The following is a 24,207-nucleotide window of genomic DNA, read 5'->3' as shown; positions in this document are numbered from 1 at the left end:
TATCTTTACCTTACAATGTAGTGAAAAATTATTATATGATTGAAATCGAACGAAAATTTTTAGTGATTTCTGATGCTTTTGTTGAAGAATCTTTTCGTCAAAACAGAATTGTGCAAGGTTATTTAAGTTCGGTTCCGGAACGAACGGTTCGTGTTCGGATTAAAGGCGAAAAAGGTTTTTTAACCGTTAAAGGTAAAGGAAATGAGTCCGGAATGAGTCGTTTGGAATGGGAAAAAGAAATTCCACTCAATGAAGCTGAACAACTTTTGTCAATTTGTGAAAAAGGTGTGATTGATAAAATTCGTTACGAAGTAAAAAAAGGCAATCACGTGTTTGAAATTGATGTTTTTTCAGGCGAAAACGACGGATTAATTATTGCCGAAATTGAATTAAATTCAGAATCAGAATCGTTTGAAAAACCCGATTGGTTGGGAGAAGAAGTAACTAATGATGAAAAATATTATAATGCTTGTTTAAGCAAAAACCCTTATAAAAACTGGACAAAATGAAATTAGTAAAACCTTTATTTTTTATTGCTTTTTTTCTATTGCTTTCTTGCGATAAATCATCCGTTTATCAAAAAATTGATAACGATTTTAAAGATAATCGTTGGTTTAAAACAACAATAAAAACACATACGATCGACATTCAAAAAGAATCAACCTATACTTTATTTTTTGATTTTAGACATGTGCATGATTTTCAATTTCCTGAAATTCCGATACAATTTAGAATTGAAAATCCGGATGGAACCGTAAGTGTCGAAAAAATTAATTTATCTATAAAAGATGAAAATGGCAAAGACAGAGGTGAATGCATGGGGGATGTTTGTGATTTAAGACAAGTTGTTTTTAGTGACAAAATGTTAACCAAAGGAAAACACAGCATTAGTATTTCGAATCAATTTGATGGAGAATATCTTCCGAATGTAATTGGAATTGGATTGCGATTAGAGGAAATTGAAAAACAATAAGATGAAAAAAAGTAGTTTAGTTCTGCTCTTAGGGACAATTTTTGCGTGCAACAGTACTAAAACGGATACTGCAAAAGTGGTTACGTCTCAAAAAGAAATTGTAAAAACAAATCACGAAACGTTTTCCTATCAATCAGGCGATACGACTTATGTTATGCAGAAATATTTTTTGGTTTTGTTGAAAAAAAGAAAGAACAGAAATCATTCCAAAGAAGAAGCTGCCGAACTTCAAAAGCAACATATGGCTCATATTGGATGGTTAGATAAAACCGGAAAAATCAGCATAGCCGGTCCTTCGGATAACCATGAAACAGTTGCCGGTTTTTTACTTTTTCACACCGAAACGATGAAAGAAGCCGATAGTTTAGCCAATTTAGATCCAGCTGTAAAAGCGGGTCGTTTAGAGGTTGAAACGCTTCCGTGGTGGGCGGCAAAAGGCAGTAAGTTAAAGTAGTTTAAATTTCATCAATCAAATGTTGATGTTCCGCTTTCACAATTCCGCGAAGGCGATTTTTGATTAATTGATCTAAAATTTCATCATTTTCAAATCGTTCAAAAAGTTTAAATTGATATAATTTTTCGTCGAAATCAAGCAAATTTAATTCGCAAAATAAGTTCAAATTTACTTCTGAACGAATGAATCCTTTTGTCTTAGCTTCGGTTAAAAAACCTAAAAGCGTTTCAAAAATCAGTTTAGTTCTGAAACAATTATACTTTTCCATCGATTGATGATAATAGCGTTTCAAACTATATAAAAATTGTGAATCCGTTTTTCTTAATTCTTGCAAACCAAGTTCATACAACAAAATTACTTTGGCTAATGAGTCGATTTTTAACTTGCTTATTTCTTCGGTTTGTTGTTCAAAATGAATCCACAAATAATCAACACATTCACTGATTAATTCTTCTTTACTGCTAAAATATTTGTAAATCGTTTTTTTTGAAATAGCTAATTCTGACGCTAAATCATCCATCGTCACATTTTTACTGCCGTATTTTTTAAAGTACGTTAAACTTTGAAGCAATAAATCTTCTTTGGTTTCTGATTTCAATTCCATACTAATTAAATTAAAAACTGCCTTGAAATTCATCAAGGCAGTTGATGTGAATTAATAACCTCCGCCTAATGCACGATACAATGAAATTACGGCATTCAGCTGTTGAAAACGATTGTCAATTGTGCTTAATTCTGTGTTCAAGGCGTTGTCTTTGGCAGTTAAAACTTCCAAATAATTGACCATTCCGTAACGTAATAATTCATCCGAATAATCCGCCGCATTTTGAAGCGATTCCAATTGTTTGGTTCGGATGGCTAATTTTTCGGTTTCATTTTCATAGGAAGCCAACGCATCTGAAACTTCTTTTCCGGCAGTTAAAAGCGTTTGCTCAAATTGAAGATAGGCTTTTTCCTGATTGGCTTTGGCTACTTCGTGACGGGTTTTTATTTGTCGCTGATTAAAAATCGGCTGTGCTAATCCGGTAACAACCGAAGCAAAAAGCGAGTTGGCACTAAACCAATCTTTCAATTCTAAACTCTGAAAACCTCCGCTGGCGGTTACGGTTAAGGATGGATAGAAATTGCTTCGGGCTACATTGGTCATTTCAAAAGCATTTCTGAAATTCATTTCAGCCGAAATTACATCGGGTCTTTTGCTTAACAACAAAGCAGGAATTCCAACTTTAACATCAGTGGTCATCGTTTGGTTTTCAAATAAACCTCTTTCGATGGTTCCGGGAGCTTGACCGAGTAAAATACTTAACGTGTTTTCTAACACTTTTACGTTGTATTTTAAATCTTCCAAAATAACTTGAGTTCCGTATAATTGAGCTTCCGTTTGTTTTACGGCAACGGCATTTACGCTTCCGGCATCTTTTAATGCTTGAATAGTTTCAACACTTTGGTTTCTGTTTTCCAATGTTTTTTCGGCCACTTTTATTTGAGCATCCAACGCCAATAATTGAAAATAAGTGGCAGAAATACTGGAAATCAATTGCGTTTGAATGGCTTGTTGAGCTGCAACCGTTTGCAAATAACTGGCGGCAAAAGCTCTTTTGTTACTTCTGATTTTTCCCCAAATATCTGCTTCCCAAGAAAGTCTTCCTGCCAATTCATATTGATCTAAAGCTCCGTTGAAAAAACTTCCAAACTGACTGTTTTTGGCTAATTCTTGGTGTGTCCAACTTGCATTGGCAGAAAAAGTGGGTAAATAACCGGCTTTTCCTTGTTTCATATTGGCTTCTGCGGCGGCTAAATTTTGCAATCCGATTTTCAAATTATAATTGTTTTGCAATCCGGTTCTGATGTGTTTTTGTAAAATAGGATCGGTAAACAATTGTTCCCACGAAACGGTTGCCAATGAAACGCTGTCTTTGACTTGTTCAGTTCGGAATAGTTTTTCGGTTTCTATGTTCGGACTTTGGTAATCCTTAGCCACAAAACAAGATTGCATCACTAAACTTCCTGCAATGACAACCGTTATTTTTGATATTTTTAGATAGTTCATCTTACTTTTTATTATAAAATTTCTGGATCAGTTTCTTTTGCCTTTCCGCTAATACGTTCTTGTAAACCTTGGAAAATAACGAACAATACGGGAATTACAAATACCCCTAAAAGTGTTCCCACTAACATTCCGCCAACGGCTCCCATTCCAATCGAACGGTTTCCAACAGCACCAACACCCGAAGCAAATGCCAACGGAAGTAAGCCGAGAATAAACGCGAACGAAGTCATCAAAATTGGACGTAAACGAGCTTTTGCACCATCAATCGCCGATTCAAATAAGCCCATACCGTGTCGACGTCGCTGGATGGCAAATTCGACAATCAGAATGGCATTTTTGGCTAATAATCCAATCAACATAATTAAAGCTACTTGGAAATAAATGTTATTTTCTAATCCAAATAAATTGACAAAACCAATCGCTCCGGCAATTCCGACAGGCAATGATAAAATTACGGATAGTGGTAACACATAACTTTCGTATTGACCTGCCAAAAGGAAATAGACGAATATCAAACTCAATAAAAATACGCCAGCTGCTTGTCCGCCAGCGATGATTTCTTCACGTGTCATCCCTGAAAATTCATATTCGTAGGTTTTCGGTAAATGTTGAGCGGCAACTTCTTCCACTGCTTTAATGGCATCACCTGAACTATATCCCGGATTTGCTTTTCCGGTTACGCTGATGGATTTTAATAAATTATATCTAGCAACCGATTCTGGTCCGTACACACGTTTTAAATTCACAAATTCGCTAATGGAAACCGTTTCGTCTTGAGCATTTCGGATGAAAATATTATCCAGTGATTCAGGAGTTGCTCGGTCTTCCGGTTTTGCTTGAATCATCACACGGTATTGTTTTCCAAAACGATTAAAATCGGTTGTATATAATCCACCATAATAACCTTGTAAGGTGTTAAATATTTGGTTGATTGATATTCCGGCTTCTTTTGTTTTTTCAACATTCACATCCATTTGATATTGTGGGAAAGAGGGATTGAAACTCGTCATCGCGTATTGAATTTCCGGACGAGCATTCAACGCTTGTAAAAATTCGCCTGAAACTTGACTCACTTTTAACCAATCATCATCGCCTTTGTCTTGTAGTTTTAACTCAAAACCATCGGCCATTCCAAAACCTTGCACACTCGGTGGCGTGAAGAATAATAATCTGGCATCTTTGATTCCGGCTGTTCTTCCGAAAAGTTCGCCCACAACAGCATCTACCGATTGATTGTCTTCTTTTCGCTCACTCCAATCTTTTAATTGAATAACCGAGAACGCATACGAACCTCCGTTAACATTATTCAATAAACTAAATCCAACCACATTCATTCTGGCTTCAACAATATTCATTGACGCAATGATTGAATCGTATTCATTGACAATTTTTTGTGTTTGTTCCAACGTTGCTCCGGGTGGTAAAGTGATGTCTGCCATAATTAAACCACGGTCTTCGGTTGGAATAAATCCGGAAGGCGTAGATTTGAAAAGTAACAAGGCAATTCCGGAAACCACAATTAATCCTAAAACAGCAATCCACTTTCTTTTTAATAAAAAGCCAATTGAGTTGACATATTTGTTTGTCATCGAATCAAAACCGGTGTTGAAAGCAGTAAAAAATCGATCTTTAAATCCTTTTTTATGATGTTCTGAACCTTCGTGCGGTTTTAATAATAAAGCACAAAGAGCAGGACTTAAAGTCAATGCATTTACAGCAGAAATTAAAATCGCAATCGCTAACGTAATCGCAAATTGTTGATAGAAAACGCCCGAAGATCCTTTGATAAAAGACACCGGCACGAATACAGCCGACATTACTAACGTGATGGAAATAATCGCTCCTGTAATTTCGCTCATCGCAGAAACCGTGGCTTCTTTAGCAGATTTGACTCCTTCATCCAACTTAGCGTGAACAGCCTCGACGACGACAATGGCATCATCGACGACAATTCCGATGGCGAGAATCATCGCAAAAAGCGTCAACATATTAATGGAATAACCAAACAATTGAAGGAAGAAAAAGGTTCCTACAATCGCAACCGGAACTGCAATAGCCGGAATTAACGTGGAACGGAAATCTTGTAAAAATAAGAATACCACAATAAATACTAAGATAAAAGCTTCGATTAACGTTGTAATTACCTTTGAAATAGAGGCATCAAGGAATTTTTTAGTGTTGTAAGGCACAACATAATCTACACCTTTTGGAAAATCGGCTTTAGCATCTTCCAAAATGGTCATTACTTCTTCAATAATTTCTTGAGCATTGGAACCTGATGTTTGGAAAATACCAACAGCAACACCCGGTTTTCCCATTCCCATATTATTGGTTCCGTAATTAAATCCGCCTAATTCAATCGATGCAACATCTTTTAAACGAAGAAAATTTCCGTTTCCGATGGATTTAATAATGATATTTTCATATTCTGAAATTTCGGCTAAACGACCTTTGTATTTGATGACATACTCATAAACTCCATCAGCATTTTCACCAAATTTTCCCGGAGCTGCTTCTAGATTTTGTTCTCTCAACGCTGCTTGAATATCAGACGGAACGACTTTGAAAGCCGCCATTTTTGCCGGATCAATCCAAATTCGCATTGAATAATCTTTGGCTCCAAAAACGTTTACTTGTCCAACTCCTTTTACACGTTGTAATTTTGGAACTAGATTTATTTTAGCATAATTCTGTACAAAAACCTCATCATATTCCGGATTATCCGAAAACATGGAAAGGAACATCAAGGCACTCGTTTGACTTTTTAATGTTGTAACCCCGGTTTGAATAACAGCTTCAGGTAATTTACTGGTTGCTCTCGCTACTCTGTTTTGCACGTTTACAGCGGCAATATCGGCATCGACACCTAATTCAAAAAATACATTGATTTTGGCAGCACCATCGTTACTGGCAGACGAAGTGATATACGTCATTCCTTCCACACCATTGATTTCTTCTTCGAGCGGAATGACTACGCTATTTAAAACTGTTTCTGCATTTGCTCCGGTATAAGTGGCGTTTACTTGCACAGTTGGCGGAGCAATTTCAGGATATTGTTCGATGGGCAACGACATCAAACCCAATATTCCCAGGATAGTTATGAGAATAGAGATTACTGTTGAAAGAACGGGTCTTTCAATAAATACTTTTAACATATTGATTAAGTTTGAGCGTTATTATTTTTGTGAAGTAGCGGTTTGAGCTGTTTTTTTAGATCCGTCGTTGGGGATGATTTCCATTCCGTCACGTAGTTTTGAAACACCTTCGACCACAACTAAATCTCCTTCGTTTAAACCTTCGGAAACAATATAATTGAGTTCAGAAGTTCCTTTGGTTTGGATAACTTTAGTGGAAACTTTATTCGATTTATCAACTACAAAAACCAATTGCTTTCCTTGCATTTCCGAAACGGCAATTTGCGGAATTAAGACTATGTCTTTTTGTTCAGTTGGTAATTGAATGGTTCCGCTGCTTCCGCTACGTAAAATTCCGTTTGGATTTTTGAATTCGGCACGTAACTGAATACTTCCGGTTCTTCCGTTTACCAAACCATTGATTGTCTCAATTTTTCCTTTAATTTCATAAGGAGAATTATCGGCTAATATTAAATTTACTTCGGGTAATGACTTGATTTTATCCGCCATCGTTTGTCCGCTGAACGTACGATTGAATTGTAACAGTTGTTTTTCATTCATCGAAAAATAAGCTCGCACATTTCTGGCATCGGAAATGGTTGTAAGTGGTTCAGGGTTGGTAGAACTGACTAAACTTCCTTCTTTATAAGGAAGATTTCCAACGACTCCATCAACCGGACTGGTAATTGTTCCGAAATTGATATTGGCTGCAATACTACTGTAATTGCTTTGAGCTTGGGCTAAATTTGCTTTAGCCGTTTCCAATTGCACATTGCTGATGATGTTGCGTTCCACCAACGGAATCATTCGATCAACCTCAACTTGAGCGGCTTTCACTCTCGCTTTGGCAGCTGCTGCATCTTGGTTTAAGGTTTGTGTTTCTAATTTGAATAATAACTGACCTTTTTTGACCGGTTGACCTTCATCAACATAAATTTTTTGAATAAATCCGTTTACTTTTGGTCGGATTTCAACATTTTGTTGACCTTCGATATTGGCAGAAAACTCCTGATAGATGGTTGTGTTTTCTTTCGTTACTTTTTGAACCGCAAAAGGCATTGGGCCCATGGCTTGTGGTTGAGGTGCTTCTTTCCCGCAGGAAATGATAATGAGTGCTGTTATGACTAAGGTCAAAATAGACTTGTTTTTCATATATTTAATTGATTAAGAGGTTCGGATTATTGCTGTTCTAATTGATTAATTTTTTTGATGGAATCTTGCAGTAATTTTTCAAAATTGTGAACATACTCAAGGTAAACGCTTAGTACACTTCTTCCTTTTTCGTAGTCGGCAGAAATTCGATATTTTTCGTCGAAAGCTTTTACTTTATGAACTATTTCAATTTCTGAATGAAGAATTTTAAGGTGATTTTGAATTCTATCTGCCAAATTAGAAGGTCTAAAATGCTTTCTTCTGTCTCCCGGCAAAGTGTAGTAATGTATCTTTTCCAGTTTTAGCAAAAGATTTATGTTGGTAGAAACGGAACTTTTGCTGGCACCGGTTACTTCAACCAATTCTTCAAAAGTGAGTCCTTTAATTCTACAATTTAAAATTAAATTGCCAACAATTCTTGAAGCTAATGGTGGTAAATTATGGTGTGTTTCAAAATGAATTCCGAATAATTCAATAAGTTCTTGCTTTTCTTTTTCAATACTATCCATGTCATTTAAAATTAAATTCGGGACAAAGATATATATTAGTTCGCTTACAACCGAACTAAACGAACTTAAAATTGTGTTAAATAAGGATTTTTTATGTTAATATTTTCTCTGTAAAATTTTTTTGTTAAATATTTTTAACATAATTTTGATATTGATACACGCAAAACAGACTAAATATGAGCCGAATAATTACTTCTCTTCTCATTTTTACGATTTCTACATTTTCATGGAGTCAAAATAATTTTGATGAAAAACAACTGGATAGTATTATCAACAAAGTGGTTGATTTTAAGTATAACAACGGAAAGCGAGATAGCGATTTTAATTCATTGTTTGCACTTTTATCCGAATATGATAATATAAAAAATCCGGAATTAAAGGCAAAAGCAGATTTTAATTTAGGATTCTATTATTATCAAATTTTGAAATTTGAAACTTCAATTTTTTATTACCAAAAGGCTTTAAAGGAATACCGGAATCAAGAAAAATGGAAATCGTATGTAAATGTTTCCAAAAACTTGGCTACAGTATATTCTCTTCTAAACAAACATGAAGAATCTGAAAAAGTGCTTTTAAACACAATGCAACTAGTTCAAAATGAAGACGTTGGTTTTTACATATTAAAACCATTGCAAGAATTGGCAGTATTTTATTCATATTATGGCAAAAACCCATCTAAAGCAATTTATTATGGTAATAAATTTTATACTGAATTAGAATATTTTTCAAAAAATCACATCGAAGATCCAGAATTTAAATACAGTAAAACTATTGATGCTGCCATTGTTGATTTAGAAATGGGTAACAGTTATCTTGCTTTAAATGAATATGAAAAAGCAAAAAAATATCTTTTAAGATCACAGGCTTTTTTTTCCCCTACTAATGACCAAGAAAAGCTTTCAAGAATAAATAAACATTTATTTCATTTAGCGGTAAAAACAAATCAACCAGCTGATTCTATAGAAAAACAATTGAACAAATATGATAATTCAATTTCAGAATATATTAGAATTTATAAAACTAGCGTTTATAAAGTGATTGAAGATGCGACAGAAATTTATGAATACCAAATTGACTTAAAAAAACAAAAAGAAGAAAATAAAAAACTAAAACATCATAGAAACATAATCACTGTTTTGTTTATTGCTTTATTTATTATCTCACTTATATCGCTGCAAATTTTAATTAAATTATATAAAGTTCAAAAGGATTACAACCAAAAGCTGCTACAAGAAAAGGAAGTTTTAGAATCAATTGCCAAAGAAAAAACAATGTATTTTTCAATTATATCGCATGAGCTAAGAACTCCTGTTTATTCTATAACCGGAATTTTAGAAATACTAAAACAAGAAAAAAATCCGACTAAACAAGATGAACTAATAAACTCTTTACAACTCTCTAATTACTATTTAACACACCTAATCAATAACATTCTTGTAGTAAATAATGATGAAGAAAAAAAACAGATTAATAGTTTTGAAACACAGATTGATGTATTTCAATTTTTAGAAAACATTGTAAAAAAATATAAGCCATTAGCAATACAAAAAGGAATAAATATTAACGTAAAGACAACTTCCAAATCACTAATATGGGTAAAAACTGATTGGGTAAAGTTGGAACAAATTATTGTTAATCTCTTATTAAATGCAATAAAGTTTTCTCCTGAAAATGAAGTTATTTACATTAATTTAAGTTGTGAAAAGCAAAATTTAAATCAAATGAAAGCCACTTTCTCCATTTCAGACAATGGTCCCGGAATAAATAGTGAGTTAAAAGAAAGCGTTCTTAGAGGCGAAAAAAAATTAGATGTTCAAGAAGAAATCAACACAAATAGAATGCAAGGAATTGGCGTTGGTTTGTTTGCTTCTCAGAAATTATTACATTTATTTAATTCTGAATTGAAAATTGATACTGAAAAAGAAAGGGGAAGTACTTTTTCATTTGATGTTTTAGCAGAAATAGTTACAAATAATTCAGAAAATGAAACTTCTAAAAAAACAATAAACTTTCCTATTACTGTTTTATCTGTTGATGACAATCGAATGAACCTTTTGGTTTCTAAAAAAATGTTGGAAAATATAGGGATAAAGTGTTTTATTTGTACAGATCAAGACGATTATCTTTCAATTATAGAACAAGAAAACATAGAATTAGCTTTAATAGACATCAATATGCCAACAATAAACGGATATGAAATGTCTAAAAAAATAAAGTCAAAATTTAAAATTCCTATTATTGCTCATACGGCAGGAGGAGAAATTACTAAAAACGACTTTCAAATAGTAGATGCAAAAATTGACGATGTGCTCATCAAACCTTATGCAATAGATGATTTGAAGAACAAAATCATTAAATTATTACCAACAATTATAAAGAGAAGAAAAAAATAATTTTTTAGTCTTTTTCTGTATTTTCAGGAGTTTCTTCTATTATTTCTGGAATTTCTTCCACAATTTCGATGGTTACTTTCATTGAGCCGTAGCCGTGATGTCTAGCAATATCTCGAAAGGCTCTTTTGCTTAAATCTATTTCTCTTCCTCTGGTAAATGGCCCTCTATCATTAATTGTAACCATTGTGGATTCTCCATTTGCTTCATTGGTAACTCGAACTTTTGTGCCAAATGGCAATTTTTTATGAGCCGCAGTATATTTTTGATTGTCAAAAATTTGGCCGCTTGCTGTTTTTCTTCCGGTAAATTTATCGTGATAATAGGAGGCGTGAGCACCTTTTTTATATAATTTGAAGGAATAATTTGCCTCAATTTTAACGCTGTCAATTAAAATGCTATCATTTTTGATTGTATCATTAAGAGTTAATCGCTGAATGGTAGGTTTTTCAAACCGTTTTGTTTTAAATGAAAAACTACTAAAGAAAAGTAAGGCAAATAGGCCAAACACGATGAGTTCGGTTTTATGTTTCATAATCCAACTTTTGAGTGTTTGTTTCATTTAACAAATAATGTTCCAAAAATGAAAAAACCACGAAAAACGTGGTTTATATTAATTTAGGCTAACCATGAACTCCATGGAAGTCGGCTTAAAATAAGCAATAACCCAATTCCGTAGAAAAATAAAATCTTTTTGAATTTTGCTTCAGAAGCCACTTTTTTATGTTTAGACCATCCAATCGTAATCAAAATAATTGCAATAATATTGATGAGCGGATGTTCTAACATTGTGAGTCGCAATTCCGGATTTTTCATTGCTCCTTCAATTCCGAATGCTTTTATTCCCTTTTGAGAAACAAAAAAAACGGCTAATCCCAATAACAATTGAACATGCGTAAAAATCAATGCAAAAAGCGAAATTCGTAAATCTTTAGACTCAAATGATTTTTTGGAAGCATAGCCAATCAAGGCATTAACAACCGCAATTAAAAGTACAATAAGAGCCAAATATGCCCACCAAGAATGAAGTTTTTGTAATAATTCGTACATAGCTTTAATTTTTTTGAGTAACAAATATAATCAAAAAAAGAAAAACCTTCGGTTAAATTAACCGAAGGCTTTTCATCAAAACAAATAAATCGAATTAAAAATTATATCGAATTGTAAAACTCCATGTTCTTCCCAAACCAAAAAACCCTTGGTTACCATCTGCAATTCCGTTATAAACTCTGTTGTTTGAAAGATATGTTCCTTGTTCAGGAGCTTGTGAATTTATTAAATCTGTTGTTTTAATATTTGTTCTTAGTTCAGATAAGTAAATTTTGTGAAGTAAATTATTGATGTTTAATCTAAAATCTATTGAATTGGCTTTGTCTTTTCCTACCAACCATTTATAAGATGCCCCAAAATCGACTACTTCATAAGAAGGAAGTTGAAGGTTTTCTTTCACGGCACCTACATTAGAATAAATCTCATCATAAAAACGTAAATCTGAATCTACTGAGAAACGTTCAAAAATAGTGTACTTCAGTCCAACTCCGGCTGTTGTTTGAGCAGCATCTCCTACTTTTCCACCATCAACATCAACTTCTGTAACACTTTCAACATTTCTGTCTTGATCTCTAACAGTGGTAACCACTTTGTCCTGGTATTCCCAATTTCCTATTGATGCAAAACCTCTTATTTCTAATTTTGAAAATGGTTTCACAACAAAGTCAAGCTCTAAACCAGAATGCAATTGTTCAACCCCTTCGTTGGTTGTGAAAAGTTCATTTCCTTCACTGTTAACTCTTGACGATGTTTTTACACGATCTTTCCAAGATGTTCGATAAGCATTAAGATTTGCAGAAAAATAAGTACTATTAAATCCATAACCTGCCTCTAAGCCTAAAATCTTTTCATTTTCGGTTAAAGGGTTGATTTGATTTGTGAAGTTTAAATAAATATTGTCATGGTAAGGCTGTCTGGAATAATAACCACCATTAATAAAAACTACATGATTTTGGTTAATTTTATAACTTCCGCCGGCTTTTACATTATAACCAATATTATCTACTTTTTCAGAATCTTCATATTCTGCTAAATAATCATATCGGTCAAAACGTTGATGAGTTTGAGAAGAAACAGCTCCTTGAAAAAACGTAGAAAAATTATCGTTTGCATATTCCAACTGTCCAAAAACTCCTCCATATGAAATTCTTTCGCTATTATTGTAATCAATATGTTGACTTTCAGACAAACTATTGAAAGTTGATTCCCAAGGTCTTGGAGACAATGATTCAGTAACTGTATTTGAAACAGGACTCCCAATCGGTTGATGTGTATTATCTCTTAATGTTCTGCTTTCCGTCCAACTAGTTAATCCCAAGAAATCAGCAACTTGACGGTAGTGTGTTCCATAGTAAGTTCTAACATCTGCTCCGGCATTAAATTCTAAATTATCTGTAAACTTATGATTAAAGTTAGTAACTAATCCATACCAATTGTGGTTATTCATAGAAGAACGGATTAGATAAGATTTTCCGTCTAAAGCAACACCAACTCCACCATTTTCAAGATTTCTATCAACAAGGGCGTCAAAGTTAATTTGACCGTTTGTTCTAAATGAAGATGGGATTGAAGCACCATAGTTTCCAGTCCCACCGCCTCGTCCCCATGAAGCATATAAAACCGTTGACAACGATGATTTTTCGCTCATTGTCCAATCCCAGTTTAAATTAGCCACTGGTTTATGATAAAAATTGGTTCTTTCAGATTTATATTGGCCATTAAGATAACCCCAGTTGTTATTATATTTTCTCCCGTACTGAAGATAACTAGCAATAGTTTTAGTAAAATTTTGATCGTGCCACTGCGGAGCTCCGGTTAAAAGTAAATTAAAATTGTGCTTTTCACTAGGTTTGTAACCAAAAGAGATAAAGTAGTTTTGGCCTTCACCTTTGGTTCCATCATTATACCCATCACCTTGCCAATGAGTAAGCATCACACTCATACCAAAACCTTTTTTACTCATTCCGGTATTGTATGCTGCTGTTGTTTTTAAATAGTCGTCGTTTGCGATTGCCGTTGATACAAATCCACCTTCTTTTTTATCAGTTGCTTTTGTAATAAAGTTAACAGTTCCTCCTACAGATGAAATCGCCAATTTAGATGAACCTAATCCACGTTGAACTTGAATTAAATTCGCTATATCTGCCATTCCTGACCAATTTGACCAATACATTAAACCATCTTCCATTCCATTAATTGGTTGACCATTTAAAAGGAAAGCTGTGTTATCTTGTCCAAAACCACGAACGGCAATTCTGGAATCTCCGAAACCTCCCGCTTGACCTGCCACATAAACAGAAGGTGTGTTAACCATAGTTTGTGTAATATCGAATGTACCAATTTTTTGCTGAATTTCTGCCGATTTGATGGATGAAACAGCAATTGGCGTATTTCTTCCTTTTGCCAAATCGATTACACCACGCCCTACTACAATAACTTCATCTAATTGATCTGAATCTACTTCAAGATTAACAGTCCCTACGTTTACCGTTTGACCAGAAGGAACATTAAAAGAAATTGTTTTGTTTAGATAACCCACAAAAGAAATAATTAATTGTCCAGTTGTATTTGGAACAGAGATACTGAATTTACCATCAAAATCAGTCACTACTCCGTTTGAAGTTCCTTTTACAACAACATTTGCACCAGGCATCGGCATGTTTGATTCCTGATCAATCAAAGTCCCTGTTACTGTTCCTTGTGAAAAGACCGAAAAAGCCATCATAAGAAACCCTAAAAGCATTAAAATTTTACAATTTTTCATTATGTTTTGGTTTTGAAATTTGGGCAAAATTCAGCCATTACAAAACCATAACCGTTATGAAAATGTTAAGGAAAGCAACTTGATGATTTTATAAACTTATCCAAACAAAAAAGAAACAATAGACATAAAAAGTCTGCGTTTTGAATATCTTTTGGAAATTAAAACTTGATAATAAAATAACATATGATTATGAAAAGCAAAAAAAAACCACGCATTTATTATTTGCGTGGTCTGTTTAATATGATAAAAGTGTCTTTTACTTTCTATCCAAAAAATATTTTAATAAAAAGCTTGTAGAACTATCATGTTCTTTCACGTTTCCTGAATTGATTTCATCTAAAATTGAATTCGCCAATTGTTTTCCTAATTCAACGCCCCATTGATCGTAACTGAAGATATTCCAAATAACACCTTGCACAAAAATTTTGTGTTCGTATAAAGCGATTAATTCGCCCAGACTTTCAGGTGTTAATTGATTTATGAGAAGTGTATTAGTTGGTCTGTTTCCTGAAAAAACTTTAAAAGGCGATAAGAACGCAGCTCTTTCTCCATCAATTCCTTGTTTTTGAAATTCAGCTTGAACTTGCTCTGCCGATTTTCCGTTTAATAAAGCTTCGGTTTGAGCAAAAAAGTTAGACATCAACTTATCGTGATGGTCTTGATTTCCGTGAAGTGATTTTACATAACCAATAAAATCGGTCGGAATCAATTTGGTTCCTTGATGAATTAATTGAAAAAAGGCGTGTTGCGAATTGGTCCCCGGTTCGCCCCAAATAATGGTTCCGGTTTGATAATTTACCGGATTTCCGTCACGGTCGATGCTTTTTCCGTTACTTTCCATTATTCCTTGTTGAAGGTAGGAAGCTAATTTTTGCAAATATTGTGTGTACGGAATTAACGCTTCACTTTCTGCTCCGAAGAAATTATTATACCAAACACTCAACAAAGCCAAAACAACCGGAATGTTCTTGTCAAATGGAGTGGTTTTAAAATGTTCGTCCATTTGGTTTGCACCTTTTAATAATTTATCAAAATTATCAAAACCAACCGCTAAACTAATGGATAAACCGACAGCACTCCACAACGAAAATCGTCCGCCAACCCAATCCCACATTGGAAAAATGTTTTCAGGATGAATTCCGAATTCGGTTACTTTTTGAATATTGGTAGAAACAGCCACAAAATGTTTCGCTACATCTTCTTGTTTAGCGGATTTCAAAAACCAGTTTCGAATGGTTTCCGAATTGGATAAGGTTTCTTGTGTGGTAAATGTTTTTGAAACGATAACAAATAAAGTCGTTTCAGGATTTAATTTCTTAATCACTTCATTCACATGATCGCCATCTACATTGGAAACAAAATGAACGTTCAAGTGATTTTTATAAAACTGAAGAGCTTCAACCACCATAACCGGCCCTAAATCGGAACCGCCAATGCCAATGTTTACAATATCGGTGAATTGTTTTCCGGTAAATCCCTTTCTATTTCCGTTGACAACTTCGTCTGTAAAATTTTTAATTTTATTTTTAACCGAGAAAATTTCCGGCATCACATTTTGACCATCAACCAAAATTTTTGAATCAGACGGAGCACGCAAAGCCGTGTGTAAAACCGCTCTGTTTTCGGTTTGATTGATTATATCTCCGGCAAAATATTTTTTGATGGCATCTTCCAAATTCACTTCTTTAGCCAAATCCAAAAGAAGATTCATGGTTTCTTGAGTAATGATATTCTTAGAATAATCTACCAAAAAATCATTCCATTGCAAATGAAAGTTGGCTGCCCGTTTTGAATCTTTTTCAAAAAGCTCTTGCATCGAGACATATTGCATGTCTTCAAAATGTTTTCTCAAGCTTTGCCAAGCTGCTGTTCCGGACGGATTTGTATTTTCTAAAGCCATTTTATTTTAATTTAAGAGTCGCAATACTGTCTAATTCTTTCTTTAAAGGGGCAATGTATTCTAAATATTTTGCTTTGTGCTTTTCATTCATTGGTTCGGTATTCGGTAATTTTTGCGAAAGCGGATCAACCTGCACACCGTTTTTCCAAAAACGATAACACACGTGAGGACCGGTTGCTAAACCAGTACTTCCCACTTTTCCAATTACTTCACCTTGTGCTACATGTTGCCCTTGTCGAACTAAAATTTTCGACATGTGAAGGTATTGGGTAGAATAAGTTCCGTTGTGTTTCACTTTAACGTAGTTACCATTTCCGGCGGTAAATCCTGTTCTTTCAACAACACCGGAAGCAGTAGTTTTAATTGGAGTTCCGTGCGGAGCGGCATAATCGGTTCCTTTGTGAGCTTTCCAAGTCATTTGAACCGGATGAAAACGTTTAGGCGAAAATCGGGATGAGATTCGGAAGAAGTCCAATGGAGCTTTTAGAAACATCGTTTTCAAACCCTTCCCTTCTTCGTCGTAATAATCAACTTTTTTAGATAAACTGTCTAATTTGTATGGGAAGGCATAAATCTTTTTCCCTTTATGTTCAAAAAACGAACTTTCTAATCGATCTACACCGGCATAAATTGTGTCGTTGATGTATTTTTCATAAAACGTAACAGCAAATTTATCTTCTTTTTGAATTTTAAAAAAGTCGATGGAATATTCGTAAATCTTAGCCAAATTATTAGCTACTCCTGCATCAACACCATTTTTGTTCAACGTTTCAGACAACGAACCATGAATAGCAGTTGCTATCGTTCTTCGTTTGATGGTGATGGGTTTTTGTTTATTGAATGCTTTTACGATGGTATCTCTAAAATCGACTACACTGTAATTTATATTGTCTTTTTGATAAATGAAAACCTGAAGTTGGTTTGGAGCATCTTTTGATTTTAGTAAGGTGATGGGTCTTCCTATGCGAATATCACGCATGTTGAAGCTGTCTTTCACCTGTTCGGTTACTTCATGTACTTTGAAATTTCCGATGTTGTGATTTTCTAATAATTTTCCGAAGGTATCGCCACTTTTAATCGTGTCTTGAACAACCAAATAATCGTTCAACGTGAATCCGAATTCAACGACAATTGGAATTTTGGGTTTTGTATCTTCTTCTATAATGACTTTGTCAACCTTTTTTTCGCATGAAAACAAACTCAATGCAAATAGTATAGGTAGTATTTTGTTGAATTTCAATTTGTTGCTTTTAATCTAATTAAACACTTTCTTTTTCTCCCCAAGTTGCCAATTCTTCTTCCGACCATAATTCAGGGAAAAATATTCTTCGTTGGTATTTGGGAAGCATGTATTTTTTCCAATCGCTTCCGCCTGTTGCTTCGCCACTTCCATGACCGCTTTCGATGTATTTTTTTGCCGTATTAAAATGTCCCATCACCCAAGTAATGTTTACGGTATAATCATAATGACGCATGGCTTTTACAAGAGCTTCATTTTTTTGATCTGCTTCGGGCAATTGTTTGAACTTTTGCCAAAGATTAATCGTGTTGTATTCTTCCATGAAAGACAAAAATTCTTTCTTGTATTTTCTTTCAAATTCTAAAATCAAATAGGACTTTTCGCCTGTTTTATAATCTTTCCCGGCTGCTTGCCAGTACAAATGTTCAAGAGCATGTTCGTAAGGTGTATCGCGGTCAATCGAACCTCTAAAACGGTAATCAATTAAATTAATCAAATCGGTTGAAGCAAATTCAATCAAACGATATTGAGCACTTTGAAAACCGCTGGCTGGCGTTAATGTATTTCGGAATTTCATGTATTGCTCTACTTCCATACCGTCTTTCATAATGGTAAAAGAAGTGGTAAGCATATCGAAATAACGACTAATTCGCATTAATTTTTCTGCAAAAAAAGCAGTTTCAGGTTTTTCGGAATGACAAACTTGTTCGATTTCCCAAAGAATCATTTTAAACAACAATTCATTCACTTGATGATACATGATAAAAACCATTTCATCCGGCAAAGTAGTGCGTTGTGTTTGGAGATTCAGTAAAGCATCGGTTTGAATATAATCCCAGTAAGTAATAGGTTTTGCCCACAGAAGACCTTCTAAATGAGTTTCAGTTTTTTGATTAATTGCTTGAAACTTTTCTTCTAATTTTTCAAGAATTTCTTCGTGTGCAGTTGTATTCATCACGGTTTTGCTTTAACGGTAAATGTGTGTTTTAATCCTTTAAATTTTTCCAAATCGGCTTTTAGTGAACCTACGGCTAATTCGGCTTTGATTCTCACTGGCAATTTATTGTCGTCATCTGAAATCCAAACAGTTAAGCTTTCTTGTTCTTTAAAAACGCGTCCGGCTTGCACATAAGGTCTAAAAATCATCGTGGGAACGAGCCCAAATTTAGTTTTTATATCTTGACGACCAATAAATTTAAGTTTAAATTTTGTTATTTCTTCGTCAAAAAACATATCAATGTCTATTGACTCACCCACTTTTAGTTTATCTACGTTGGGATGATTTCTCAAATAATAAAACGTTGACAATATATCTTGCGTTTTATCAGGAACTTCAAATGTTTTTTCTGTCTTTCGTTTATAATCTTTCACAAAAACAGTATTATTTGAATGATTAAAAAAGCCTTCTTGGTCTTTTTTATAACCACCTTCGTCTATTTTTCGTATAAATTGATAGGGAACCCCGGTTTGTTTGTCAATAAAACTTTGGTAATCGTCTTCCACCTTAAAGAAAAATTTGGTCATACCGGTGGTGTAACCGCGGCCTTTGGCGTGAAATACTTTTTTGTTGTTTCGAGTGGCTTCACTCACGCTTAATTCAGCCATTCCGGCATTAATTAATCCGTACGAAATTTTAAATTGAAACCATTCGCCCACATCATACGCGTCTTCTTTTTTGGGAGAATTGGTTTGAGAATCGAAACTGACTGTCGATAAAAACAGGAATATAAGCAGTAAATTTTTCATAAATTTCATCTTTTTGCTATAGCAGTTGCAATTTCTGTTCCAAATGTACTAAATCTAAAAAAGACCTCAAAAAATGTGAAGATTTTAATGTTTTTTTATGATTGTTTTGTTGCTGCGAAGTCAAACTCGAGCTATCGGAATTTGCAGATCACGTTCTTATATAAAAGGAACTCTTCTTGGAGCGGGTGTTAAGTTCTTGCGAATTTTATTAATGGTTCAATATCCCCATTATCTGCTAGCCTTATCGATTTAATATATTCCTTTCTAACTTCATCAGCTTTAACCATATTGGAACTATGCCATGAAAATATTTCTTTTTCAAAAATAGATTCAACAATTATATCAGCCATCAACCGCGAATGCCTACCATTTCCATTCGGAAAACAATGGATATTGACTAATCTATGCTTGAATCTGATTGCTATTTCGTCTGGCGGAAACGTATCATTATTAATCCAATAGCTAGTATCGTCTAATAATACTTTTAAATCTGTCCGAATATTTATCCATTTTATCCCAATATTTTTTTCTGATTGTCTAAATTCCCCAGCCCATTTCCAAACTTTACCAAACATTCTTTTATGCAATGCTTTTATAAAATCCTCAGTCAAAATCTTATCTTTTTTTACCTTCTTATTCATAAGCCATTCAACTGCATTTTCAATATTTAATTGTTCATATTCATCTAGTTCAGCATGTGTTGTTATGGTCTTTATTAAAAGCCCTTCTTTTTCTTCTTCGCTTAATGGTGTTTGCCCCTCTTCATATTGTAATTCTAATCCCATAATGACCTACGTACTTCTCGTTTTATTTCACTTGCTAACTCTTTTATTGCTTTCTGAATTTGTTCTTCGCTATTGCCTTGATTCTCAAGTTTCATATTGTGATTTGTTCTTAAAACAATTTTTGTAGCCAATTCTTGGGATTTATAGTCTATAAGATTTTCAATTGAGCCTTTCTTAGGAACAAATCCATAAACAAATTTCATATCCAATGCATTAGCTATTTCTTTAAGTAAATTTATAGAAATGGATTCATTTGCTTCCCTTTCTTCAATCTTTTTCACTCCTTGTTTAGTTATATTCAATCTTTTGCCCAATTGTTCAAGCGTCATATTTAAAGCTGTTCTAATGCTATATACCCATCCTTTTTCAGGAATAATAACATTTTCAGCTTTTTGAAAAGGTTTTATCTTTCTATCCAATTGCTCTATTAATAATTTTTTTTGATTTCTCATTGCATATATATTTACAAATCGTTACAAATGTAAACATATTTATTTACATTTTAAAAAAATAGTAAACATAAAAGATTGCTTTTTAATCAATAAGTAAATTTATAGGGTTACTAAAATTAAAAATAGTACACTTAAAAGTTTATTTTTTTCAAACAAAGCAAATACAAAAGAACAACAAACAGTATGAAAGAGCTTGCTTGCAATAGGATATTTATTCAAAACTCTTTGCGAAGCTAAGACCATCGCAGAAAATAGTATCGGTTTTTGAAAGTAAATTTCGGGGTGCAAACTCCGGCATCACTAAATTTGTAACACGTGGTGTCACTTTTCCTCATTACATTCGTTTTAAGATATTTTCAAATGTAAAAAAGGCAAACTATTACGCTTGCCTTTTGGGTTTAAATTTTATTTAAGTATTGATTTACAAATAGTTAAGTTTTGAATTTTGGTTCATCACTAATTATGGAACATTACCTACTTGTCCATTGCCCCTCAATATATCTAATTGAATTTTTGATTCTTTTGTATTTAAAAATGTTTCTACTGATTTTGACATAAATTATTCATCTTTGCTATCATTCCACAAATGTGTCATCTTTAACTCTCTTTCAAATATAAAAAAATTCCGCAAAAACCCGAGGATCTTTGCGGAATAGTATTGTTATCTTTTTTCAAACGTATTTCGTTCCTAACAAATTGGCATGTTGATCAATTGCCGCATTACCTAACCAAAACCATATAAAAACACAAAACCCAACCGATCACGATTGAGTTGTATGCTATTAACTAACCAAAAAAACTATAAATTATGAAAATTTACATTACTCAAAAGAAGGTAACCACTCCTCCTTTTTTGCGAGTGCAAAGGTAATTAGTTGGTTATTAAATTGTTAGTTATTTTTTGACTTTAACACATATTCAACAAAAAACACATTGAAAGAAGGTGTAAAATTTCACTATTCGTAATTTTAAGTCTATTTTATTAATTTTTATTTATAAAAAACTTCTTGTTGTCGTAATAAAATAGAAATCCGCTATGTTTCACGATGATTTTATGAAACGTAGCGGATTTTAATTTATAAATAGGGTTTACAATGTTCCCCTTAATGCTTGTTCTCGCTCGATACTTTCAAATAATGCTTTGAAATTTCCTGCTCCAAAACCTTTGGCACCCATTCTTTGAATGATTTCGAAAAATAAGGTTGGTCTATCTTCTAACGGTTTGGTGAAAATCTGCAACAAGTAGCCTTCTTCATCCGCATCAATCATAATTCCAAGTTTTTGAAGTTCGTTAATGTCTTCCTTAAATTTAGACATATGGTCTTTTAAACGTTCCGGAATGGCATCGTAATAGGCTTGCGGAGGCGTGCTCAAGAATTCAATTCCTCGTGAACGCATTTGGGCAACTGTGGAAATAATATCATCCGTTGCAACGGCAATGTGCTGCACACCCGGACCTTCATAAAAATCTAAATATTCTTCAATTTGCGATTTTTTCTTTCCTTCGGCCGGTTCGTTGATTGGGAATTTAATTCTGCCGTTTCCGTTGCTCATTACTTTACTCATCAAAGCCGAATATTCTGTCGTAATTTGCTTGTCGTCAAACGATAGAAAATTAACAAATCCCATCACCTCTTCATACCATTTTACCCACGTATTCATTTCGTTCCAACCCACATTACCCACCATGTGATCGATGTATTTCAAACCAACCGAAGTTGGATTGTAATCCGATTTCATTTCTTTATAACCCGGAAGAAAAGTTCCGTTATAATTTTTTCTTTCAACAAACATGTGAACCGTTTCTCCGTAAGTATAAATTCCGGCACGAACCACCTCGCCAAACTCATCTGTCTCAACAGTTGGTTCCATGAAAACTTTTGCTCCGCGTTTGGTTGTTTCTTCAAAAGCACTCCGAGCATCTTCTACCCAAAGAGCAACTATTTTTACACCGTCGCCGTGTTTTTTCACGTGCTCACCAATTGGAGAATCGCTTTTTAAGGCAGTGGTTAACACTAATCGAATTTTGTCTTGCTTCAAAACATAGGAAGCTCTGTCTCGAACGCCAGTTTCTAATCCGGCATATGCCAATGACTGAAATCCAAATGCTGTTTTGTAAAAATGAGCTGCTTGTTTGGCATTTCCAACATAAAACTCTACATAATCGGTGCCCATTAATGGAAGGAAATCTTGAGCTCCTTCAAATATTTTTTCTAATCCGTATTCTACTGATTTTATTTCTTGTGACATAATCTTTCTTTTTATTTATTAAACAATTACAACCACGATTGAAAGTACTTCTCATCCGCAACTTTCATCGCTTCATCCGTTACCATCAAGGGTTTAAATGTGTCAACCATTACGGCTAACTCTTTCGTTTCTGTTTTTCCGATGCTTCGTTCGTATGCTCCAGGGTGCGGTCCGTGTGGAATTCCGGCTGGGTGTAATGATATGTTACCGGGTTTTACATCGTTTCTACTCATAAAATCGCCATCGACGTAGTACAATACTTCATCACTATCAATATTGCTGTGATTATAGGGTGCCGGAATAGAAAGCGGATGATAATCATACAATCTCGGAACGAACGAACAAACCACAAACGCATCTGTTTCAAAGGTTTGATGAACCGGTGGCGGTTGATGAATTCTTCCGGTTATTGGTTCAAAATCGTGAATGGAAAATGCATACGGATAATTAAATCCATCGTAACCCACAACATCAAAAGGATGTGAAGCATAAACCATTTCGATGATTTCATCTTTCTTCTTTACTTTAATGATGAAATCACCCACTTCATCATGCGTTTCTAATTCGGTTGGACGACGTAAATCACGTTCGCAATAAGGCGAATGTTCTAACAATTGTCCGAACCAATTTCGGTAACGTTTGGGTGTGTAAATGGGCCGTCTTGATTCAACAATAAACAAACGATTGTCTTCGGTATCAAAGTCGATTTTATAAATAATTCCGCGTGGAATCAATAAATAATCACCGTATTTAAAATCGATATTTCCTAAAAGAGTGCGAAGTTTTCCGCTTCCTTTATGGATGAAAATCATTTCGTCTGAATCGGTATTCTTATAAAAATAATCTTGTGTTTTATTTTGTGGAGCGGCTAAAGTGATGTGACAATCGGAATTAGTCAACACAATTTTTCGACTTTCTAAATAATCTTTTTCCGGAGCAACATCAAAACCATGCAGTTTGAACGACTGCATATTATTAGATTTAGCAATGGTAGGAGCTACCGAATATTGTTTATGAATTTCTTTCACCTGCGTTGGTCTGTGCACGTGATACATATTGGAATACATTCCGTCAAAACCCACAGTACCAAACAATTGCTCATAATAAAGTTCGCCGTTTGGTTTTCGGAATTGTGTATGACGTTTGGGAGGAATTTCTCCTAATTTATGATAAAATGGCATTTTTTTGAATTTTAATTAAACATTTGATTAATTGTCACATTGACAAATTGCTGCATTGGCAAATTAATCCAAATCACTCCGGATTTCGTTTAATGAGGAATTGAAGATAATCTAATAATCCTGGCCAAAAAATAGTCATATCTAAATTAATTTTTGGTTTTAGTTCTGATTTTATTT

The 24,207-nt window shown here is 34.0% G+C and carries 20 protein-coding genes; 4 read left to right on the top strand and 16 right to left on the bottom strand.

Features of this window, described 5'->3' with window-relative positions; all coding sequences use genetic code 11:
* Nucleotides 1-35 precede the first annotated feature (35 nt).
* The 3 genes from M0M57_RS07275 to M0M57_RS07265 are packed head-to-tail and all read left to right on the top strand — an operon-like array spanning nt 36 to nt 1,427.
* Entirely contained in the window at nt 36-509 is a 474-nt protein-coding gene (locus tag M0M57_RS07275; protein WP_248436523.1) for a CYTH domain-containing protein, read from the top strand.
* Complete coding sequence (locus M0M57_RS07270; protein WP_248436522.1) at nt 506-973, top strand: gliding motility lipoprotein GldH; 468 nt, start codon at nt 506-508, stop codon at nt 971-973. The genes M0M57_RS07275 and M0M57_RS07270 overlap by 4 nt, the downstream gene beginning before the upstream one ends.
* A gap of 1 nt (nt 974) precedes the next feature.
* The gene (locus M0M57_RS07265; protein WP_248436521.1) at nt 975-1,427 is read left to right on the top strand and encodes a YciI family protein; all 453 of its coding nucleotides are present in this window, start codon (nt 975-977) and stop codon (nt 1,425-1,427) included.
* A 1-nt stretch (nt 1,428) separates the two neighbouring features.
* Here the strand turns inward: M0M57_RS07265 and M0M57_RS07260 are convergent, their stop codons facing one another.
* The 5 genes from M0M57_RS07260 to M0M57_RS07240 are packed head-to-tail and all read right to left on the bottom strand — an operon-like array spanning nt 1,429 to nt 8,272.
* The gene (locus tag M0M57_RS07260) at nt 1,429-2,031 is read right to left on the bottom strand and encodes a TetR/AcrR family transcriptional regulator (protein ID WP_248436520.1); all 603 of its coding nucleotides are present in this window, start codon (nt 2,029-2,031) and stop codon (nt 1,429-1,431) included.
* 51 nt (nt 2,032-2,082) lie between these two features.
* On the bottom strand, nt 2,083-3,477 hold the full coding sequence (locus tag M0M57_RS07255; protein ID WP_248436519.1) for an efflux transporter outer membrane subunit: 1,395 nt from the start codon (nt 3,475-3,477) through the stop codon (nt 2,083-2,085).
* Between the two features lie 11 nt (nt 3,478-3,488).
* Nucleotides 3,489-6,632: an efflux RND transporter permease subunit gene (locus M0M57_RS07250; RefSeq protein ID WP_248436518.1), complete on the bottom strand. Its 3,144-nt coding sequence runs from the start codon at nt 6,630-6,632 to the stop codon at nt 3,489-3,491.
* A gap of 21 nt (nt 6,633-6,653) precedes the next feature.
* Nucleotides 6,654-7,763 carry an efflux RND transporter periplasmic adaptor subunit gene (locus M0M57_RS07245; RefSeq protein ID WP_248436517.1) on the bottom strand — a complete coding sequence of 370 codons (1,110 nt, stop codon included), beginning with the start codon at nt 7,761-7,763 and terminating at the stop codon, nt 6,654-6,656.
* A 26-nt stretch (nt 7,764-7,789) separates the two neighbouring features.
* On the bottom strand, nt 7,790-8,272 hold the full coding sequence (locus tag M0M57_RS07240; protein ID WP_248436516.1) for a GbsR/MarR family transcriptional regulator: 483 nt from the start codon (nt 8,270-8,272) through the stop codon (nt 7,790-7,792).
* Between the two features lie 176 nt (nt 8,273-8,448).
* Here M0M57_RS07240 and M0M57_RS07235 point away from each other — a divergent pair, with 176 nt between their 5' ends.
* Entirely contained in the window at nt 8,449-10,665 is a 2,217-nt protein-coding gene (locus tag M0M57_RS07235; RefSeq protein WP_248436515.1) for a response regulator, read from the top strand.
* A 4-nt stretch (nt 10,666-10,669) separates the two neighbouring features.
* Here the strand turns inward: M0M57_RS07235 and M0M57_RS07230 are convergent, their stop codons facing one another.
* From M0M57_RS07230 to M0M57_RS07180, 11 genes are all read right to left on the bottom strand, one after another.
* A complete protein-coding gene (locus M0M57_RS07230; protein WP_248436514.1) occupies nt 10,670-11,197 on the bottom strand; it encodes a septal ring lytic transglycosylase RlpA family protein in 528 nt (175 codons plus the stop codon).
* A gap of 83 nt (nt 11,198-11,280) precedes the next feature.
* Nucleotides 11,281-11,712 carry a hypothetical protein gene (locus tag M0M57_RS07225; protein WP_248436513.1) on the bottom strand — a complete coding sequence of 144 codons (432 nt, stop codon included), beginning with the start codon at nt 11,710-11,712 and terminating at the stop codon, nt 11,281-11,283.
* A gap of 94 nt (nt 11,713-11,806) precedes the next feature.
* Nucleotides 11,807-14,476 (bottom strand): TonB-dependent receptor, encoded by a 2,670-nt coding sequence (locus M0M57_RS07220; protein WP_248436512.1) that lies wholly within the window; start codon nt 14,474-14,476, stop codon nt 11,807-11,809.
* Between the two features lie 256 nt (nt 14,477-14,732).
* On the bottom strand, nt 14,733-16,376 hold the full coding sequence (pgi, locus tag M0M57_RS07215; protein WP_248436511.1) for a glucose-6-phosphate isomerase: 1,644 nt from the start codon (nt 16,374-16,376) through the stop codon (nt 14,733-14,735).
* Between the two features lies 1 nt (nt 16,377).
* Nucleotides 16,378-17,616 carry a M23 family metallopeptidase gene (locus tag M0M57_RS07210; RefSeq protein ID WP_248436510.1) on the bottom strand — a complete coding sequence of 413 codons (1,239 nt, stop codon included), beginning with the start codon at nt 17,614-17,616 and terminating at the stop codon, nt 16,378-16,380.
* 19 nt (nt 17,617-17,635) lie between these two features.
* Nucleotides 17,636-18,571: a tryptophan 2,3-dioxygenase family protein gene (locus M0M57_RS07205; RefSeq protein ID WP_248436509.1), complete on the bottom strand. Its 936-nt coding sequence runs from the start codon at nt 18,569-18,571 to the stop codon at nt 17,636-17,638.
* Complete coding sequence (locus M0M57_RS07200) at nt 18,571-19,362, bottom strand: DUF3108 domain-containing protein (RefSeq protein ID WP_248436508.1); 792 nt, start codon at nt 19,360-19,362, stop codon at nt 18,571-18,573. Before M0M57_RS07200 ends, M0M57_RS07205 begins: the two co-directional genes overlap by 1 nt.
* 188 nt (nt 19,363-19,550) lie before the next feature.
* Nucleotides 19,551-20,147 (bottom strand): mobile mystery protein B, encoded by a 597-nt coding sequence (locus M0M57_RS07195; protein WP_248436507.1) that lies wholly within the window; start codon nt 20,145-20,147, stop codon nt 19,551-19,553.
* Nucleotides 20,138-20,599 carry a mobile mystery protein A gene (locus tag M0M57_RS07190; protein WP_248436506.1) on the bottom strand — a complete coding sequence of 154 codons (462 nt, stop codon included), beginning with the start codon at nt 20,597-20,599 and terminating at the stop codon, nt 20,138-20,140. The genes M0M57_RS07195 and M0M57_RS07190 overlap by 10 nt, the downstream gene beginning before the upstream one ends.
* Nucleotides 20,600-21,688: 1,089 nt before the next feature.
* Nucleotides 21,689-22,849: a 4-hydroxyphenylpyruvate dioxygenase gene (hppD, locus tag M0M57_RS07185; RefSeq protein ID WP_248436505.1), complete on the bottom strand. Its 1,161-nt coding sequence runs from the start codon at nt 22,847-22,849 to the stop codon at nt 21,689-21,691.
* 26 nt (nt 22,850-22,875) lie between these two features.
* Nucleotides 22,876-24,030: a homogentisate 1,2-dioxygenase gene (locus tag M0M57_RS07180; RefSeq protein ID WP_248436504.1), complete on the bottom strand. Its 1,155-nt coding sequence runs from the start codon at nt 24,028-24,030 to the stop codon at nt 22,876-22,878.
* Between the last annotated feature and the right edge of the window lie 177 nt (nt 24,031-24,207).

Source organism: Flavobacterium azooxidireducens, from assembly GCF_023195775.1.
Lineage (GTDB): Bacteria > Bacteroidota > Bacteroidia > Flavobacteriales > Flavobacteriaceae > Flavobacterium > Flavobacterium azooxidireducens.
This window is presented reverse-complemented; position numbering and strand designations above follow the sequence as displayed.